We start from the raw sequence: 16,848 nt of genomic DNA on the forward strand, positions 1-16,848 counted from the left end.
GCGGGTCGCACGGATGGTCCGTGCGGGTACGGATGCGGGGAGGGCTGCCGGGATGAACGACACCACGGTGACGCTGATCGGCCATGTGGCCACGCAGATCGACTACAAGGAGACGGTGAACGGGCCGTCGGCGCGGTTCCGGTTCGCCGTGACGCCGCGGTACTTCGACCGGCGCAAGGAAACCTGGACGGACGGGACCACCAGCTTCTACACCGTGTGGGCGCGGCGCACGCTCGCGGTGAACCTCGCCGGATCCGTCGCGGTGGGCGAGCCGCTGGTGGTGCACGGGCGGCTCCGTGTACGGGAGGATCCGCCCGACGGGGAGGGCAACCGGTGGTTCTCGGCGGAGATCGACGCGACCGCCGTCGGCCACGACCTGAACCGGGGGACGGCGGCATTCCGGCGGGTCGTCAAGGCGGATCCCCCACTGATGGTCACTCAGAAGGCGGCGGTGGTCTGAGTGTTCGAGGCGGTTAGGATTCCCCGGTACTCACGGGCACCTGGGTCATTGGCCCGAAGGGGAAGACTGTGTCGATTGCCGTTCCCGCATCCTCCGCTCCTGATTCCGTTCCTCCTTCGCTGTCTGCTGCGCTCGCTTCCGCGAGACCGGCCACTGCGGTTGCGGCGGTGGCGGCTGTACGGGCTTCCGCGCGGCGGCCGTTGGCGGCTGCGCTGCTGGCCGCGGCCCTGGCCGCCGCCCCGGCCGCGCGGGCGGCCGCCGACTCCGGGACCCCTGCGCCCCGGACACCGGAGGGCGCGAGCGCCGTGCTGGACGGGCTGAAGACGTACGGCCAGGCGGTCCTGCACGCGAAGGACGGGTCGGTCCGGCAGATTCCGGCCGGGCTCTACGAGATGCGGGTCGACGGCGGCGGGATGCTCCAGACCTACGGGGTCGGCGTGGCGGGCAACGCCCAGCCGCAGGCCCGGTACACGGAGAGCGGCTGGAGCGGCACCCTGCTCGCGGGGAACGGGGAGGCGGGCCGGATCCGCTGGGTCCTCGAGCACTCCTATCCGCAGCTGAACGATCTCGCCGGACTGGCCAAGGCGGCCGGGGCCGGGGCCCTGACCGCGGAGAGCGCGGCCGCCGGGACCCAGGTCGCGATCTGGCGGCTCGCGGACGGGGCGCAGGTGGAGGCCGCCGACCCGGCGGCCGAGAAGCTGGCCGACTACCTCCAGCGGTCGGCGGGCAAGCTGCCGGAGCCGCCGGCCTCGCTGGGGCTGGACCCGGAGAACGTGTCGGGTCCCGTGGGCACCCGCCTCGGGCCGGTCACCGTGCGGACCGGGGCGCAGAGCGTGACGGTCACCCCGGACGCGGCGGCCGTGGCGATGGGGGTGCGGGTGGTGGACGCCGAAGGGCGACCGCTCACCACCGCGGCCAACGGGAGCCGGCTGTACTTCGAGGTGCCGGCGGGCACCCCGGACGGCGCGGCCTCGGTCACCGTCCAGGGCTCCACGAAGGTGCCGGTCGGGCGGGTCTTCACCAGCGGGGTGCCCGCCCAGGCGCAGATCGTGGCGGGCTCCAGCGAGTCCGCGGCGGCGGCCTCGGCGAACGCGGTCTGGCCGCAGCCCGTGGTGGCCGAGGCCGGCACCACCGGCGACGGGCCCGCCGTGACGCAGGCCTCGGCCTCGGCTGCGGCTGCGGCTGCGGTTTCGTCGGAGTCCACCCCGGACGAGGAGCGGCTTGCCACCAGCGGCAGCTCCGCCGCCACCCCGGTCATCGCCTCGCTGGCGGTGGGCCTGGTGGTACTGGGCGGCCTGGTGGTCCTCCTGCTCCGCAAGCGCCCACTGGACGAGGAGGACCAGGCGTAGGAGGGCATCCACATGCCCTGGGCACGGGTCCCAGGGGCAGCGGCGTGCTGCCGATGACGTCCGTCCTGTGTCGGGGTGCCCGAGACGAGGCCAGAGGCAGCGGCATGTCACCCATGAGGTGGCTCCGGCGCGCGGAGTGCGGGTGTTCCGGAGGGCCGGTTGGTGGAGGCGTTGGTTCCGGGGCGGACGTTTCGGGTAGGCGCAGGCAATGGCCGATCAGGAGCTGACCTGGCGGGGCGCCGCCGCGCGGTGGGACCGGATGCTGTTCGACGGGGTGGCCCGCCGGCACTGGCCCGCGGCCGACCGGGTGCTGCCGAGACTCGGGCGGGCCGCGAACCACGGGGTGCTGTGGGGCGGGGCCGCCGCGGCTATCGCAGTCCTGGGCACCGCCGGGGCCCGTAAGGCCGCGCTGTGCGGAGCCGCCTCGCTGGCACTGGCCTCGGCGACCGTCAACACCGTCGGCAAATGGTCCGTACGCCGGCCCCGGCCGCTGCTGGAGGGGGTGCCCGAGGTGCGGCGGCTGATGACGCAGCCGACGACCACCTCGTTCCCGTCCGGGCACTCGGCGTCCGCCTTCGCGTTCACCACCGGGCTCGCGCTGGAGGCGCCCGGCTGGGGCGCCGTGCTGGCCCCGGTGGCCGTGTCGGTGGCGTTCTCCCGCGTGTACACGGGGGTCCACTACCCGTCCGACGTGGTCGCGGGGGCGGCGCTGGGCGTGGCCGCCGGCCTGGTCGTACGCCGCCTCGCGCGCGGCGTCGAGGAGGCGCGGGCCGTGCCGGGCGACGAGCGGACGGCCGCGCAGGCGCCTGCGCTGCCGGACGGGGCCGGGCTCACGGTGGTGGTCAACACCGGGTCGGGCACGGCCGCCGACGAGGGGCTCGGCGTCCTGCGCGCCCGGCTGCCCAAGGCCGAGGTGGTCGAGTGCGAGGGCCCGGAGCTGGCCGCGGAACTGGCGGCGGCGGCCGCCCGGGCCACCGTGCTCGGGGTGTGCGGCGGCGACGGCACGGTCAACGCGGCCGCCACCGCCGCGCTGCGGGCCGGGGTGCCGCTCGCGGTGTTTCCCGGAGGCACGCTCAACCACTTCGCCCTCGACCTCGGCCTCGCCGGAGCCGAGGACACCTGCCGCGCCCTCGCCGCCGGACAGGCGGTCCACGCCGCGGTCGGCCGCTTCACCCCGGGCCCCGACCCCGAGGACGGCCGCTCCGGCCACTTCCTGAACACCTTCAGCATCGGCGCGTACCCGGAACTGCTGCGCCACCGCCTGTACTGGGCGCCGAGGATCGGCGGCGGGCCCGCCGCGCTCCTGGCCGCCTGGAAGGTGCTGCGTACGGAGCGCCCCGTACGGCTCAGGCTGGCCGGGCGGCCCCGGAGCGTCTGGCTGCTGTTCGCGGGCAACGGCACCTACCACGGCACCGGCCCGGCCCCGCGTCGCCGCGACAGCCTCGGCGAGGGCCTGCTCGACATCCGCCTCGTGCACGGCGGCGGCCGTCCCGGCCCGCGCCTGCTCGCCGCCGCGCTCACGGGCCCGCTGAGCCGTTCCCCCGTCCACACGGCCACCCGCCTGCGCAGCCTGCGCCTCGCGGAGATTCCCGCCGGTACCCCGCTGGCGTACGACGGGGAGTACGCGCACGCCCCCGCCGCGCTCGTTCTCGACGCCCTCCCGAACGCCCTGACGGTGTACCGCCCCCGCTGAATGGAGCCCCCCACAGTTGCGCCGCCCGACGCCCCACCGCGTCCCGGCGGACTCCCACGCGGCCGCGCCTCCGGGCCCCCGTGCCTGCGCACCCGGCGGCTCGGCGCCTCCCGGCCTCCGCACCCCTGCCTCCGCGGCTCCCCGCCCCGGCCCCCCGCCCCCACCGCCCCCACGCCCCCCCGCCTAGGCTCAGGGGCGTGACGACGATCTACGTGCTCGACGGCCGCCGGATCGGGGGGCTCGAGGAGTTCTGGGTGTTGATCGGGGAAGCCGTCAACGGGACCGGGGGGTACTTCGGGCGGAACCTCGACTCCCTCAACGACTGTCTTCGGGGCGGCTTCGGAACCCCCGACGACGGAGACTTCGCGATCGAGTGGCGCGACCACGAGGCGTCCCGGCGGGCACTCGGCCACCCCGAGACCGCGCGATACCTCGAAGGAGTGCTCACGCGCTGTCACCCGACGAACCGCGAGCGCGTCGCCGACGAGCTGGCACGGGCGCGCGCCGGCTGCGGGCCCACACTGTTCGACTTCCTGACGGAGATCTTCGAGGGGCAGGTCCCGGGCGCCCTCCGCCTCCGCTGACCTGCCCGAAGTCCCTTCGCGGGGCCGCCCCCGGCGAGGTCCGCGGGACCATACGGGTTTCCCCCGGGGGATGGACGTACGGCAAGATGGGGTGTATCTGCCCACCCATCGATCTGCCGGACGGTTTCTCTTGGCTGAGTTCATCTACACCATGCGCAAGACGCGCAAGGCGCACGGCGACAAGGTGATTCTTGATGACGTCTCCTTGAACTTCCTGCCCGGCGCGAAGATCGGTGTGGTCGGCCCGAACGGTGCCGGTAAGTCCACCGTTCTGAAGATCATGGCTGGCCTCGAGCAGCCGTCCAACGGTGACGCGTTCCTGTCGCCCGGCTTCACCGTCGGCATCCTCATGCAGGAGCCCAAGCTCGACGAGTCGAAGACCGTTCTGGAGAACGTCCAGGACGGCGCCGCCGACATCATGAAGAAGCTCAAGCGCTTCAACGAGGTCGCCGAGCTGATGGCGACCGACTACTCGGACGCGCTCCTCGACGAGATGGGCAAGCTCCAGGAGGACCTGGACCACTCCAACGCCTGGGACCTCGACGCCCAGCTGGAGCAGGCCATGGACGCCCTGGGCTGCCCGCCCGGCGACTGGGCCGTCACCACCCTCTCCGGTGGCGAGAAGCGCCGCGTGGCGCTCTGCAAGCTGCTGATCGAGGCCCCGGACCTGCTGCTCCTCGACGAGCCCACCAACCACCTTGACGCCGAGTCGGTGAACTGGCTGGAGCAGCACCTCTCGCAGTACAAGGGCGCCGTCGTGGCCGTCACCCACGACCGCTACTTCCTGAACAACGTCGCCGAGTGGATCCTCGAGCTCGACCGCGGCCGCGCGCACCCCTACGAGGGCAACTACTCCACCTACCTGGAGAAGAAGGCCACCCGCCTCAAGGTCGAGGGCCGCAAGGACGAGAAGCGGCAGAAGCGCCTCAAGGAAGAGCTGGAGTGGGTCCGCTCCAACGCCAAGGGCCGCCAGACCAAGTCCAAGGCCCGTCTCGCCCGCTACGAGGAGATGGCGGCCGAGGCGGACAAGATGCGGAAGCTGGACTTCGAGGAGATCCAGATCCCGCCGGGCCCGCGTCTGGGCTCGATCGTGGTCGAGGTCAACAACCTCTCCAAGGCGTTCGGCGACAAGGTCCTCATCGACGACCTGTCCTTCACGCTGCCGCGCAACGGCATCGTCGGCATCATCGGCCCGAACGGCGCCGGCAAGACCACGCTCTTCAAGATGATCCAGGGCCTGGAGGCGCCGGACGCCGGCTCCGTCAAGGTCGGCGAGACCGTCAAGATCAGCTACGTCGACCAGTCCCGCGCCAACATCGACCCCAAGAAGACCCTCTGGGCGGTCGTGTCGGACGAGCTGGACTACATCAACGTGGGCCAGGTCGAGATGCCGTCCCGCGCGTACGTCAGCGCCTTCGGCTTCAAGGGCCCGGACCAGCAGAAGCCGGCCGGCGTCCTGTCCGGTGGTGAGCGCAACCGCCTCAACCTGGCGCTGACGCTCAAGGAGGGCGGCAACCTGCTGCTCCTCGACGAGCCCACCAACGACCTCGACGTCGAGACCCTGTCCTCGCTCGAGAACGCGCTCCTCGAATTCCCGGGCGCGGCCGTGGTCATCTCCCACGACCGCTGGTTCCTCGACCGGGTCGCCACGCACATCCTGGCGTACGAGGGCGAGTCCAAGTGGTACTGGTTCGAGGGCAACTTCGAGTCGTACGAGAAGAACAAGATCGAGCGTCTCGGCCCGGACGCGGCCCGTCCGCACCGTGCCACCTACAAGAAGCTCACGCGAGGCTGAGGCCGAAATCATGGCCAGACACCACTACCGGTGCCCCCTGCGCTGGGCGGACATGGATGCCTTCGGGCACGTCAACAACGTCGTCTTCCTCCGCTATCTGGAGGAGGCGCGGATCGACTTCATGTTCCGCCTCGCGCCGGGGGAGGGCAGCGAGTCCTTCACGGGCGGCTCCGTCGTGGCCCGCCACGAGATCGACTACAAGCTGCCCCTCGTGCACCGTCATGAGCCGGTCCTCATCGAATCCTGGGTGACCCGGATAGGCGCCGCATCCCTGACCATCCGCTACGAGGTCAAGGACGAGGCGACCGAGGACGCACCCGAGACGGTGTACGTGCGCGCCGAGACCGTGGTCGTGCCGTACAACCTCGCCGAGGGGCGGCCCCGCCGCATCACGGCCGAGGAGAGGCAATTCCTCCAGAGGTACGTCGACGAGGCCGACGAGCCGGCCAAGCCGGCCGGCAAGGCCAAGGCCTCCGAAGGGCGCCTGGCGGCATGACCGAGCAGCTGCGCTTCGCCGACTCCGGGGAGGCGGCCGACCTCGCCGCCTTCCTGGGCCGGCTGGTGCACTACGACCGCGCCGCCGCGGTCCGCCTGCAAGCGCAGGCGGGCGGCGGCGCGCTCGCCGTCTTCGGACGGCCGGCGTCCTTCGAGGTGCTGGCCATCCGTACGGTGCGCCTCGCCGTGCCCGTCTCCGGGCCGCTGGACGTGACGGTGTCCGCCGGTGAGCTCCTGGAGTCCGTCGACGAGGCCACCGCGAGCGCCGCCGTGCCCGGGCCGGTCACCGGCCCGCCCTGGACCGGGGTGCTCCCGCCCCGCGGCGGCTGGCGGCAGCTGCCCGGGCTGCCCGGCCCCGAAGAGGTACGGGCCGCCGTGGCGGCCTCGGTCGCCGAGTTCCGGGCCCGTGACGAGGCCCTGCCCCCGCAGCACCGGACCCGGTCCGAGCGGGACCGCATCGGCCGCGAGATCTGGTCCCGGACGCTGGGCGACACCGAGCTCCCGCTGCGCGCCGTGCATGCCGCGCAGTCCCTGGGCTTCCTGCGGCCGATCCGGTCGGCCGTGCCGAGCGGTGCCCCCGCACCCGGCGCCCCCGAGCCGGTGGCCCTGCTCGCCTCGGGCGGCTGGCTCCGGCTGCGTACCCCGTACGGTTCGATCGCGATGCGCCGCCCCGGCGGCAACGGAGGCCTGGGCGCCCTCCAGGTCCGGCCGGTCTAGGCTTCCGCTCGGGGTTCCGCGTTCCGCGTTCCGCGTACGGGCGCTCGTACGGGTTCGCGTACGGACTAGCCCGCGGTGTTGATCATCGATGCGGCGGCGTACGTCAGGTACCGCCACAGCTGCGCCTCGTGCTCCGGCGCCAGGCCCAGCTCGTCCACCGCCACGCGCATGTGCCCCAGCCACGCGTCGTGCGCCGCCGCGTCCACCTGGAACGGGGCGTGCCGCATCCGCAGGCGCGGGTGGCCGCGGTTCTCGCTGTACGTGTTCGGGCCGCCCCAGTACTGCATCAGGAACAGGGCGAACCGCTCCTCGGCGGGGCCGAGGTCCTCCTCCGGGTACATCGGGCGCAGCAGCGGGTCCTCCGCGACCCCCTGGTAGAAGCGCCGCACCAGGCGGCGGAACGTCTCCTCGCCGCCCACCTGCTCGTAAAACGTCTGCTCCTGAAGCGTGCCCCGCGGAATCTCATTCACCCGACCATCGTCTCAGACGCCCGGACGGAGGACCGGGGACTTAGGACCAGCGGCTTCCACGGCCCCCGGCTCCCGCGACAGGCCCGGCTCCCACGGCCACCGCTCGCCTCCCGGGCCCGGCCGCAGGACAGTGGAGCCATGGGTGCACACGCCGCACACTCCGCACGCCCCGCACACCCCGCGCACGCCGCCCACGCCGAGACGCGGGACCTGAGGGACGCCGCCCACGCCGCGCAGGTGCGGGAGCTGACCGCTGCCGGAGTGCTGCAGGATCCCGCCTGGCGCTCCGCCTTCGCGGCGGTGCCCCGGCACGTCTTCGTCCCGTACTTCTTCACCGGCCGCGGCGCCGGCCACGAGCGGCTGTGGGGCGAGGACCCGGACCCGGCCCACCGCGCCCGCTGGCTGCGCGGGGTCTACACCGACGGCCCGCTCGCCACCCGGCTGCGCGACGGCGAACTGGTCTCCTCCAGCAGCCAGCCGTCCCTCATGGCGAAGATGCTGCAGGCGCTGGACGTCCGCGACGGGGACGACGTGCTGGAGATCGGCGCCGGCACCGGCTACAACGCCGCGCTGCTCTGCCACCGGCTCGGCGACGAACACGTCACCACGGTGGACCTGGACGAGGAGATCACCGAGTCCGCGCGGGCGCACCTGGCCCGGCTCGGCTACCGGCCGACCGTGGTCACCGGGGACGGGGCGCGCGGCTGTCCCTCCCGGGCCCCGTTCGACCGGATCCTGGTGACGTGCACGCTGCCGCTGATCCCGCACGCCTGGCTCGGCCAGTGCCGGCCCGGGGCGCGGATCCTGGCTCCGCTGTCGACCGGGCTGATCGCGCTCACGGTCCGGGACGCCGACCTCGCGGAGGGCCGCTTCCTGCACACCCCGGCGTACTTCGTCCCGCTGCGCGGGGCCAAGGCCTCGCCGACCGCGCCCGGGCTGCCGTACGGGCTCCCGTACGAGCTGGTGGAGAACGAGCGCTTCCAGTTCATGCTCGTGCTGACGGCGGACGCGCTGCACCCGCGCGAGGCCCTGGACCTGTGGCGCGGCGAGGGCAGGCCGGGCCGCGAGCGGTTCGGGGTGACGGTCAGCACGGAGGGCCAGTGGTGCTGGCTCGACGACCCCCAGGGCCCGTACGTATGGCCCCTGGGGGAGGAGAGACGGCCTAGCCCCGGCGGATCGTGATGGTGGTCCAGGCGCCCACGTGGACGCGGTCGCCGTCGGTGAGGGGGATCGGGACGTAGGGCTGGATCGGGTCCTCGCCGCCGTTGATCGTGGTGCCGTTGGTGGAGTTCTGGTCCACCACCGCCCAGCTGAGGTCGGGCTGCTGGACGAGCACCGCGTGCTGGTGGGAGACGCCCGGGTCCTCCGGGGGCACCGACAGGTCGATGTCCGGGGACTCGCCCGTCGAGGCGCGGCGGCGGCCGATGGTGATCTGGCCGCCGGAGAGCGGAAGATGCTGCTCCGGGGAGTACGCGGGCAGGTTGAGCCCGGCCGCCTCCGGGCCGCTGCGCTGCATCATCGCCATGAAGTACGAGCGGTCGGGGCCGATCGTCGCGCTCCAGGCGCCGGTGCTCTGCGGCGGGAACGGCTGCTGGGGCTGGGACTGGTGCTGCTGCTGAGCCTGGTGGGACTGCTGGTACTCGTGCTGCTGCGGGTACTCCGGCTGCCGGTACTCCTGCTGCGGCGGGGGCTGCTGCCGGTACTGCTGCTGGGCCTGGGCCTGGGCCTGGTGCTGCTCGTGCGCCGGGGGCGGCAGCAGCCAGTCGTCCTCGCGCTGCAGCGGCTCCGCCGGCCGGTTGACCCGGGACGGCCGGGAGCCCTGGTACTCGAAGTGGTCCTGGGAGAACGGCGCCGGGGCAGGAGCCGGCGGCGCGGGAGGCGGAGGCGGCGGGGTCGCCCCGGCGCCGGTCCCGCCGACGGCTCCGCCATCGGTGCCGAGCGGCGCGTACGAGGTCGCCGAACGCGTCAGGAAGTTGTACCGGCACTCCTCGCAGAACGGGGCCATGGCCTCGCGCGGGGTCCGGCACTGCGGGCAGAGCTCAGCCTGGGCGGTCGGCTCACCGGCGGTGGGAGGGTAGCCGTAGCCGTAGGAGGGCGCCGCGGGCGCACCCGTGGCGGCAGCCATGCGGTGGCCGCAGACCTCGCACCAGTCGTCGGAGGCGGACTGGTGCCCGTTCGGGCAGGTCGGCATGGCGGCTCTTCCCCCTTCAGCCTGCGTCATCGCGTCAGGTCTTCTCAGGTCTCTCAGGTCTTCTTCACTCGGACGGTCTGGATCGAACGCGTTTCGAGGGTCATCTCGTCGGCATCCGCGACCTTCGCCTTCAGCCGCACAGTACCCGCCGCGGCATCGACGACATCCACCACCTTCGCGAGCAGTTTGGCCGTGTCTGCGTTTCCGGAGGCACTGGCCAGCTGCACGGCACGGCCGAGCTTGGCCGTGGCGCCGTCGACATCGCCCAGTTTGCGCGCTTCCAGGCCCTGTTGGATAGCCTGCGCGAGCTCCGCCTGCCCCGTGTAGTGGGCGACCTGCGGGTTGATGGCGGTGGACGCGGCCAGATCGTCCGTCCACACCGCCCGGACCAGTCCCTGCGCGAGCGTGGCCGGCGGTTCGCCCGGCGCGCCGGGGAGGAGGAGCGTGGCCCGGGCGGCCAGCATCTCCTGCCCGACGGACGCGGCCGGGACCCGGACGCACACGTGGTACTCGCGGGACTCGTCGCCCCACGACCCGGTCGGGTAGTCGCCGGCGCGCGGGCCCGCCCCGGTGCGGCGGTCGCTGAGGTCCTGGACGGTGGGCGCGACCTGCTTGACGTACTGGATCTCCACGCCGACCGGGGTCCACAGGCGCAGCGCGACGTCCGCGACCTCCTTGCCCATGACGTTCTCCATCATGCGCGTGAAGTCCTCGGTGAGGTGCGCCGGATCGGCCACGATGTCGGCCGAGCCGAGCAGGGCGCTCGCGATGCCGGTGACCTCCTTGACCTCCCAGTCGGTCCCCACCCCGCGGGCGTCGCAGGTGAAGCGGCCCGCGCAGGCCTCGAGGGTGGCGCGGAGCACGGCAGGTTCCTCGTGCTCGTTGCGGCCGTCGGTGAGCAGGATGCCGTGCCGTATGGCGGCCGAGGACTGGCGCAGCAGGCCGTCGGCCAGGCGCAGCCAGGTGCCGATGGCGGTGCCGCCACCGGAACTCAGGGACCGCAAGGCCTCCTTGGCCTGGGCGCGGGTGGCCGGGTCGGCGACGGCGAGGCGGCCCTGGCCGGGGTAGACCTCCTTCGCCACGTGCGTCCCGGCGATGACGGCGAACGCGGTGCCGTCGCGCAGGGTGTCGATCGCGGCGGCGGTGGCCTCGCGGGCGCCGCGCATCTTGTCCGGCGGGTACTCCATGGACCCCGAGCAGTCCACCATGATCACGACGGCGGCCGAGCCGTGGGCGGCCGCCGCGCGGGTGGCGGCGGCGCCGCCGGTGGACGCGACCGTGACGATGGCGTGGACGTCCCGCCCGCCCTCGGGGAGGAACTCGTTCTGGTACACCTCCACGCTGAAGCGAGGGGCGCTCGGCTTGGCGAAGTTCGCCATCGGTTGGACTCCTAGGAGAGGGACGGGGGACGCGGCGGGCGGATCAGCCCTGAGGGCGTACTTCCGCTTCCGTTTCCGATTCCGCTTGCGGCTGTTCCGGCCTCGACGCGGCTGCTGCCGGCTCTGCTGCTCCCGGCCCGGTCGGCGCGGCGAACGGGACGACGGCGACCGTGACGTTGTCGTGGCCGCCCCCGTCGAGGGCGTGCCCGACCAGGACCTGCGCACTGTGCAGGGGGCGGGTGGCGGCGTCCGCGGGCAGTACCTGGGCCATGTCCTGGGCGGACTCGGCGTAGTTCCACAGGCCGTCGGTGCAGACGACCACCACGCCCGCGTGGTCCGGCTTGAACGTGGCGGTGTGCGGCTCCAGGTCGTACGCGTCGGCCCCGAGCCAGCCGGTGATGGCGTGGGCGCGGACGTCGGCGTAGGCCTCGGCCTCGCCCATCAGCCCGGCCGCGACCATCTGCGCCGCCCAGGAGTCGTCCTCGGTGAGGCGGCGCGGCAGCGCGTCGCGGTCGTCGGGGACCCAGTACGCGCGGCTGTCGCCGACCCAGCCGATGGTCAGCAGGCCGCCGCTGACGACGGCGCCGACCAGGGTGCAGGCGGGGGCGTTCTGCGCGCCGGCGACCTCCGGGGCCAGGGCGTTCACGGCGGTGGCCGCCGCCAGGATGGCGTCGTGCATGGCCTCCTGGGGGTGGGCGCCGCGCGGGAGGGCTTCGAGCAGGGCCTCGTTGGCGGCGCCGGCCGCGGCGGCCGATGCCTCGTCGGGGCGGCTGGCGGAGGAGACGCCGTCGCAGACGATGGCCACGGTGGCGGCAGAGCCGTCGGGCAGGGCGGTGGCCGCGACCGCGAACGAGTCCTCGTTGCGGTGGTGGCGCAGCCCCCGGTCGCTGACGGCGGCGACGCTGCCGAGCTCCTCCTCGAGGTGGTCCCGCTCCCGCGGCTGGGCGTGCCCGCAGTGCTCGCAGTACCCGTCGGTGTCGACCCGCCCGGCCCGGCAGGCCACGCAGGTCTTCCCGCCGTCGGCCGCCGCGGGGCTGCTGCCCTGCGCGGCGGAGGCGTACGGGTCCTCGTGCCCGGGGCCGGCGGCGCCGTACGCGGCTTCGGCCGCGCCCCAGGGGGTCCCTTCGGGAGGGGTGGGGGTGCTGCCGGGCCGGTCGTGGCGGATCTCGCCGCCGGCCGCCGGATCGGGCACGCCGCCGTACGCAGGCACGGGCGTCCCGTACGAGGACCCCTGCGGCGGTACGGGGGAGGCCTCGGCGACGGGCGCGGTGACCGGAGGGGCGACCGGCCGCGCGGCGGCAGCCGCGTCGGGAATCGGCCTCGCGGCCGGCTCCGCGCCGGGCTCGGCGGCCGGCTCCGCCGGTGCGGACCAGCCGGCGGTGTCCCCGACCAGCGTGGGCGCCGCACCGGCCGCGACACTGCCCCACCCGGGCGCGGGCTCCGCGAGGGCGTACCCGCCGGCCGGACCCGCCGGGAGCGGCGGGATCGGGAGGGTCGGGTTGTCCCGGGACACGGGAGGAGGCGCGGCGGACACGGGGGAGCCGCAGACGCCGCAGAAACGGTCACCCTCCTCGAGGGGCTCCGCGCAGCTGGGGCAGCCAGACGGCCGATGCATCGACATCACTCACACCCACGTCCGGGGACGGAAACGGTTTGCCCGCTCCACCAGTTCGATCCTGTCCTCGCCCCGCTGCGCCAGCCGCGCGAGTACGCGGTACGAGCGCTCCAGGCCGAAGCGCAGGCCCCGCTCGTCCAGTTGACTGCCGAGCAGCGAGGTCCGACCGGGGTCGGAACCCCGGCTACCCGACAGTACCCAGTCCAGGGCCGAGCCCAGAACCTCCGTCGACAGCCGCTCGTGACGCACCGCGTCCAGGCCGAACCGCTCCAGCGCCTCCACCTGCGCGGCAGCAGCCGCCAGATCCGGCAGCAGGGCCTCCTCGGGAGACCGGTCGCGCAGGCGTGCCCGTACCGCCGCCACCCGTGCGGCGGTGTAGTGGATCGACGCCTCGGGCACGGACTCCAGCGTGCGCACCGCCCCGGACCGGTCGCCCGCGGCGAGCTGGACGCGGGCCAGCCCGAAGGCCGCGCTCACGAATCCCGGGTCGGTGATCCAGACCAGCCGGTAGTACTCGGCGGCGTTGTCCAGCTGGCCCAGGATCTCCGCGCACAGGCCCAGCGCCAGCTTCGGCGCGGGCTCGCCCGGGAAGGCGTCGTAGATGGCGTCGAAGGACAGGGCCGCTATCTCGTCCTCGCCGGTGGCCAGCGAGGCGATCCCGCGGGCCCACACCACCCGCCAGTCGTCCGGATGCCGGGCTTCCAGGTCGGTCAGGGCGCCGCCGGCCGCGGCGAGTTCGCCGAGCTCCAGGCGGGCCCGCAGCTCGCGCAGCCGCAGCTCCGCCGAGTCGGCGGGCGCCGAGCGCAGGGCGCCCAGCAGGTCGCCCGGTGCGGAGGCCAGCAGTCCGGCCAGGAAGCCGGAGTTGGGGTCGCCCGCGTCCACCAGCGGCACCGGCAGGGCCAGCGCCATGTCCCGGGCGTCCAGCGCGGCCAGTTCGCCGGGGCGCAGGGCCGGTGGGGGCACCGCCACGGGTCCGGCCGCCGCCGGACCCGCCCCCGGGGCGTGCCGGCCGGCCGGCGCCGGGGCCTGGCGCGGAGCCGGGACGGTACCTGCGGGCACCGCTCCTGCCGCCGGGCCGCCGGCCCGGTGGGTCGCCGTGGTCCCGAGCGGCGCCGAGAGGGCTGCCGCCCCCGGGGCCCCCGCAGGGGCCGCGGCCACGGCAGCCGCCGGAGCGGGCGGCAGCGCCGGCGGCACCGGCCTGCGCCCGAGCCTGCGTCCCGCCGCGGGAGCCGGCAGCGTCCGCGCCCCGAGCCGGGACACCTCGGCCCCGGCCACGTCGGCGAACAGCCGGGTGTCCAGCACCCGGAGCTCCGGCCCGAAGAGCGTGGAGACCTGCGGCCGCGGGTGGCCCGTCTGCAGGGCGACGACCTCCCGCAGCACGCCCGTCAGCTGGTCCGCCATCTCCTGCGCGGACGAGAACCGCCGGCCCGGATCCGGGTCGGTCGCCCGGACCAGCAGCCGGTAGAAGGACTCGTACCGCCCGAACACCTCGATGTGCTCCGGATCCGGCAGCGAATCCACGAACACGTTGGTGTAGCCCTGGAAGTCGAAGGTCAGGACGGCCAGCGTCCGCGCCACCGTGTACAGGTCGGAGGCGACCGAGGGGCCGAGCTCGGCCACCTCCGGCGCCTGGTAGCCCACCGTGCCGTAGATGGCCGACTCCTCGTCGTCCATCCGGCGCACCGCGCCCATGTCGATCAGCTTCAGCTGGTCCTGCTGCTGGATCGCGTTGTCGACCTTGAAGTCGCAGTACAGCAGGTTCCTGCTGTGCAGGTGCCCGAGCGCCTCCAGCGCCTCGATCCCGTACGCGCAGGCCTGCTCCACCGGCAGCGGATCACGGCGGCCGTCCGGCCGCCGCCGCTCGTTCGCTATCTCCTTCAGCGACTTGCCGCCGACGTACTCCATGACGATGTACCCGTCCAGCGAACCCGTCCGCTGGTCCAGGTGCTCCACGAAGTTGTAGATCCGCACGATGTTGGAGTGCTCGATCTCCGCGAGGAAGCGCCGCTCCGAGATCGCCGCGGCCATCGCGTCCTGGTCCCCGGTGTCCAGCAGGCCCTTGAGCACCACCCACCGGTCCGACACGGCCCGGTCCACCGCCAGGTACACCCAGCCGAGGCCGCCGTGCGCCAGACAGCCCGCCACCTCGTACTGGCCGTGCACGACCTCTCCCGCGCGCAGCTTGGGCACGAAGGAGTACGGGTGGCCGCACTTGGTGCAGAAGCCCTCGGTCCGGCCCGGCCGGTCCCCGCGGGCCCGGCCCACCGGAGCCCCGCAGTCCGAGCGCGAGCAGAACCGCTTGCGCTCCGGCACCTCCGGGTTCTCCAGCACCGCCGCCGAAGGATCCGGACGCGGCACCTCCGGGACGTTGACCAGCCCGGCGCCCAGCCGGCTGCGCCCCGAGGGCCCGGCCGCCGAACCCGAACTGCGCACCGACACCGAGCGGGTGGACCGGGCCCCGGACAGGGAGCGCGAGAGCCGGCCCGACACCGAGCGCCGCGAGGACGACGAACGCGAGGACCGCGAGGAGCGCGCGGAGGTCGACCCCGACCGGCCCGACCGGGCCGAGCCGTGAGAGCCCTGCGAGCCCTGGGAGTCGCCGTGCCGGGCCGCGCTCGTCATCCCCGTCGGCGGTGAGACCAGCTCCTCCGCGCCCGCGGCGACGGAGCCGACCGGCGCCAGACCGCAGGTGTCGCAGTACAGCTCGCCGTCGCCCATGTCCTCGTACGACCCCGGGCAGCCGGGGCGAACGCACGGGGTTCCGACCAGGCTCATGCGTCCTCCTTCCCCGGCCACTCGGGCCGGTACTGCGGCTGCGGCGGTGCCAGTGACTCGGCCGTCGCCTGTTGGTAGCGCAGCACGGCCTGCTCGGCGGCCCGCAGATCGCAGGGCGCGCTCCACAGCATCCGCCGGGCCGTGTCGTACCGCTCGATCAGCAGCGGATCCTCCGCCATCCCGTGCCGGGCCACCTTCGCCTTGTACGCGTCCAACCGCCCGCGCAGTTCGGCCCGTACCGCCAGGGGAGCCGTCACTGCCGTCAACGATTCGCGGGCCCGGCGCAGTTCCTCCTCGGCCCGCTCCTCCAGCGATTCCAGCAGCGGCGAGAGCCGGTGCCACTGGGCCTGGCGCCGGTACTCGGCCGCGGCCGCCAGCTGCTCCTGCAGCGCCGTCGGCGGGCCGCTGACCACCGGGACCTCCGACGCCGCGATCTTCGCCAGCACCTCGCCGCGCGCGGTCCGGGCCTCCGCCAGCGTCCGGTCGGCCCGCGAGAGCACGTCCCGCAGGCTGATCAGCCGCTGCTCGGCGTCCTGCCGTACGGCCAGGACCGCCTCGATCTCCCGGCGTACGTCCTCCAGCGCGACCGCGGCCCGGTCGTAGCGGGTGGTGTCCGGACGGCCGCCGCCGGGCGCGGAGCTCCCCGCCACCGGCTGCCAGAACGCCAGCGGATTCGCGATCACCTGCGCCCGCAGCCCCGTCAGCTCGGCGGTGATGTCCTCCAGGTCGTCGCCCGAGGGGTGTTCACCCGGGCGGACCCCCACCGAGTGGGCCAGTGAACGGGTGCGGTGCAGTTCGGCCGCGAGCAGGTCGATGCGGGCGGGCAGCGCCGACCACACCGAGTCGGCGGCCACCACCACGTCCAGCGAGCTCGCGTACAGCTCGTTCATCCGGGACACCAGCTCGGCGAGCGAGAGCCGCTCCGCCAGCGCCACACCCTCCGCCGCGGCCCCGGCGATCAGCACCCCCGGCCCGCGCAGCCGCTCGGTCAGCTCGATCAGCTCCTCGCGGCCCGGCCAGCGGCGCCGCTCGCGGATCTCCCGGGCAGCGCCCAGCGCCCCGCTGTAGGCGTCGAAGTACGTCCACAGCCGGGTGATGGCGGCGTCGGCCTCCACCCACCGCTCCTTGGTGACGCCGGTCAGGCCGGCCCCTTCCAGCAGCCGGCGCCCGGCGTGGTCCTGGAGGGCGAGCAGCGAGGTCTCGACGGCCTCGTGCTCCGCGCCGAGCCGGGCCAGGGCGCGGTCGACGTCGTCCCGGTCCATCACTGCCGACTGCGCTTCCAAAGACCCCGCCTCCGCTTTCCTGACATCGGGCTCCGACTCTGC

At 74.2% G+C, this 16,848-nt stretch carries 14 protein-coding genes; 8 read left to right on the forward strand and 6 right to left on the reverse strand.

What is annotated here, in order from left to right:
• Positions 1 to 52: 52 nt before the first annotated feature.
• The 7 genes from OHT74_RS25140 (at position 53) to OHT74_RS25170 (ending at position 7,093) form a co-directional block, all read left to right on the forward strand.
• Positions 53 to 460 (forward strand): single-stranded DNA-binding protein, encoded by a 408-nt coding sequence (locus tag OHT74_RS25140; protein WP_328621469.1) that lies wholly within the window; start codon positions 53 to 55, stop codon positions 458 to 460.
• A 167-nt stretch (positions 461 to 627) separates the two neighbouring features.
• A complete protein-coding gene (locus OHT74_RS25145) occupies positions 628 to 1,809 on the forward strand; it encodes a thioester domain-containing protein (protein ID WP_328621470.1) in 1,182 nt (393 codons plus the stop codon).
• A 208-nt stretch (positions 1,810 to 2,017) separates the two neighbouring features.
• Positions 2,018 to 3,502, forward strand: a complete 1,485-nt coding sequence (locus OHT74_RS25150; RefSeq protein ID WP_328621471.1) for a bifunctional phosphatase PAP2/diacylglycerol kinase family protein — start codon at positions 2,018 to 2,020, stop codon at positions 3,500 to 3,502.
• 197 nt (positions 3,503 to 3,699) lie between these two features.
• Entirely contained in the window at positions 3,700 to 4,086 is a 387-nt protein-coding gene (locus OHT74_RS25155) for a barstar family protein (RefSeq protein ID WP_266666967.1), read from the forward strand.
• Positions 4,087 to 4,216: 130 nt separating this feature from the next.
• Complete coding sequence (gene ettA, locus OHT74_RS25160; protein WP_266666969.1) at positions 4,217 to 5,881, forward strand: energy-dependent translational throttle protein EttA; 1,665 nt, start codon at positions 4,217 to 4,219, stop codon at positions 5,879 to 5,881.
• A gap of 10 nt (positions 5,882 to 5,891) precedes the next feature.
• A complete protein-coding gene (locus tag OHT74_RS25165; RefSeq protein ID WP_266666971.1) occupies positions 5,892 to 6,377 on the forward strand; it encodes an acyl-CoA thioesterase in 486 nt (161 codons plus the stop codon).
• Entirely contained in the window at positions 6,374 to 7,093 is a 720-nt protein-coding gene (locus tag OHT74_RS25170) for a hypothetical protein (protein ID WP_266666973.1), read from the forward strand. The genes OHT74_RS25165 and OHT74_RS25170 overlap by 4 nt, the downstream gene beginning before the upstream one ends.
• 65 nt (positions 7,094 to 7,158) lie before the next feature.
• Here the strand turns inward: OHT74_RS25170 and OHT74_RS25175 are convergent, their stop codons facing one another.
• Entirely contained in the window at positions 7,159 to 7,563 is a 405-nt protein-coding gene (locus OHT74_RS25175; protein WP_266629170.1) for a globin, read from the reverse strand.
• Between the two features lie 138 nt (positions 7,564 to 7,701).
• Here OHT74_RS25175 and OHT74_RS25180 point away from each other — a divergent pair, with 138 nt between their 5' ends.
• Positions 7,702 to 8,745: a methyltransferase domain-containing protein gene (locus tag OHT74_RS25180; protein ID WP_328621472.1), complete on the forward strand. Its 1,044-nt coding sequence runs from the start codon at positions 7,702 to 7,704 to the stop codon at positions 8,743 to 8,745.
• On the opposite strand, the gene OHT74_RS25185 is transcribed toward OHT74_RS25180, so the two are convergent.
• From OHT74_RS25185 to OHT74_RS25205, 5 genes are read right to left on the reverse strand one after another with little or no spacing between them, the layout of a single operon-like run.
• Positions 8,726 to 9,754, reverse strand: coding sequence for an FHA domain-containing protein (locus OHT74_RS25185; protein WP_328621473.1), 1,029 nt, complete (start codon positions 9,752 to 9,754; stop codon positions 8,726 to 8,728). The genes OHT74_RS25180 and OHT74_RS25185 overlap by 20 nt on opposite strands.
• Positions 9,755 to 9,807: 53 nt before the next feature.
• Entirely contained in the window at positions 9,808 to 11,133 is a 1,326-nt protein-coding gene (locus OHT74_RS25190; RefSeq protein ID WP_328621474.1) for a vWA domain-containing protein, read from the reverse strand.
• A 43-nt stretch (positions 11,134 to 11,176) separates the two neighbouring features.
• Positions 11,177 to 12,754: a protein phosphatase 2C domain-containing protein gene (locus OHT74_RS25195; RefSeq protein WP_328621475.1), complete on the reverse strand. Its 1,578-nt coding sequence runs from the start codon at positions 12,752 to 12,754 to the stop codon at positions 11,177 to 11,179.
• A gap of 3 nt (positions 12,755 to 12,757) precedes the next feature.
• Positions 12,758 to 15,523 (reverse strand): serine/threonine-protein kinase, encoded by a 2,766-nt coding sequence (locus tag OHT74_RS25200; RefSeq protein ID WP_328621476.1) that lies wholly within the window; start codon positions 15,521 to 15,523, stop codon positions 12,758 to 12,760.
• Entirely contained in the window at positions 15,520 to 16,785 is a 1,266-nt protein-coding gene (locus OHT74_RS25205) for a hypothetical protein (RefSeq protein ID WP_328623387.1), read from the reverse strand. The genes OHT74_RS25200 and OHT74_RS25205 overlap by 4 nt, the downstream gene beginning before the upstream one ends.
• Positions 16,786 to 16,848 lie beyond the last annotated feature (63 nt).

The sequence above is a fragment of the Streptomyces sp. NBC_00354 genome, assembly GCF_036106915.1.
Classification (GTDB): Bacteria; Actinomycetota; Actinomycetes; order Streptomycetales; family Streptomycetaceae; genus Streptomyces.

Coding starts and splice junctions, on each gene's coding strand:
- OHT74_RS25140 (WP_328621469.1), top strand. CDS start 53: ATGAACGACACCACGGTGACGCTGATCGGCCATGTGGCCACGCAGATC.
- OHT74_RS25150 (WP_328621471.1), top strand. CDS start 2,018: ATGGCCGATCAGGAGCTGACCTGGCGGGGCGCCGCCGCGCGGTGGGAC.
- OHT74_RS25165 (WP_266666971.1), top strand. CDS start 5,892: ATGGCCAGACACCACTACCGGTGCCCCCTGCGCTGGGCGGACATGGAT.
- OHT74_RS25170 (WP_266666973.1), top strand. CDS start 6,374: ATGACCGAGCAGCTGCGCTTCGCCGACTCCGGGGAGGCGGCCGACCTC.
- OHT74_RS25180 (WP_328621472.1), top strand. CDS start 7,702: ATGGGTGCACACGCCGCACACTCCGCACGCCCCGCACACCCCGCGCAC.
- OHT74_RS25185 (WP_328621473.1), bottom strand. CDS start 9,754: ATGCCGACCTGCCCGAACGGGCACCAGTCCGCCTCCGACGACTGGTGC.
- OHT74_RS25190 (WP_328621474.1), bottom strand. CDS start 11,133: ATGGCGAACTTCGCCAAGCCGAGCGCCCCTCGCTTCAGCGTGGAGGTG.
- OHT74_RS25195 (WP_328621475.1), bottom strand. CDS start 12,754: ATGTCGATGCATCGGCCGTCTGGCTGCCCCAGCTGCGCGGAGCCCCTC.
- OHT74_RS25200 (WP_328621476.1), bottom strand. CDS start 15,523: ATGAGCCTGGTCGGAACCCCGTGCGTTCGCCCCGGCTGCCCGGGGTCG.
- OHT74_RS25205 (WP_328623387.1), bottom strand. CDS start 16,785: ATGGACCGGGACGACGTCGACCGCGCCCTGGCCCGGCTCGGCGCGGAG.